Source organism: Luteimicrobium sp. DT211 (assembly GCF_049844995.1).
Classification (GTDB): domain Bacteria; phylum Actinomycetota; class Actinomycetes; order Actinomycetales; family Cellulomonadaceae; genus Luteimicrobium.
Map to the genome: position 1 here is coordinate 1 of NZ_JBNCMC010000031.1, position 324 is coordinate 324.

At 74.4% G+C, this 324-nt stretch carries 1 pseudogene; it reads right to left on the reverse strand.

Annotated elements, in window-relative coordinates:
* Positions 1-213: pseudogene (locus ACLQ14_RS19465) on the reverse strand (ArsR family transcriptional regulator); the annotation flags it as partial.
* Positions 214-324: the final 111 nt, after the last annotated feature.

Here is a 324-nt window from a genome sequence, read left to right on the forward strand (position 1 = left end):
GGAGACGTCGGTCAGGGCAGCGAGGTCGCACACGCACGCCTCACCGGCGGGCGACGTCGCGATGAACGACAGCATCCTCAGCCGCAGCGGCTCGGCCAGCGCCTTCAGGATCACCGCGACCGAGGTGGCGGCGTCGACGCCGATCGCGTGAGCGTCGATCTGCGGTGCGCAGTCCAGGTCGGGCGAGGTGGCCCGTGCCGCGGGGGCGGTCACGACCGCACCTCGTCCAGCACTCGCGGCGCGGCCCCGGCCACGGCCTCGGCTGAGGCACCCGCTCCGGGGTCGACGGCGAACCACCGGCGCGCGACCCACAAGGACACGTAG